Here is a 579-nt window from a genome sequence, read left to right on the forward strand (position 1 = left end):
AGCTGGCGCGCGACGACCAGTGCCAGGCATTCCCTGCTGGCCTCATCGATGATGGTCAGTATCCGGAACTTGCGCCCGTCATGCGTCCGCGCTTCGACGAAGTCGTACGCCCACACATGCCCCGGATACTCCGGTCGCAGCCGGATGCACGAGCCGTCGTTCAACCATAGCCGGCCACGTTTAGGTTGCTTCTGCGGCACCTTGAGGCCTTCGCGCCGCCAGATCCGCTCCACCCGTTTATGGTTCACCGACCAGCCCGCCGCATGCAGCAGTGCGGTGACCCGGCGGTAGCCGTAGCGCCCGTACTGCTTGGCCAGCGCGACGATGTCGTCGGTCAGCACCTCTTCGTCATCTGCCCCGCACGGCACCTTGCGCTGTGTCGACCGGTGCTGCCCCAGCACGCGGCACACGCGCCGCTCGGATACGTCCAGCACCTCTCGCACCTGGTCGATGCAGCGTCGGCGCCGTGCGGGGCTCAGAAGTTTCCCTTTGCTGCCTCCTGCAGGATCAGCTTGTCGAGCGTCAGATCCGAGATCGCACGACGCAGCCGGGCGTTCTCCTTCTCCAGATCCTTCATCC

General features: G+C 65.5%; 1 pseudogene. It reads right to left on the bottom strand.

Annotation, left to right across the window (positions count from 1 at the left end):
• Positions 1-579: pseudogene (locus tag BRX43_RS20095) on the bottom strand (IS3-like element ISGbe1 family transposase); the annotation flags it as partial.

The organism is Sphingomonas sp. S-NIH.Pt15_0812, assembly GCF_003951315.1.
GTDB lineage: Bacteria > Pseudomonadota > Alphaproteobacteria > Sphingomonadales > Sphingomonadaceae > Sphingomonas.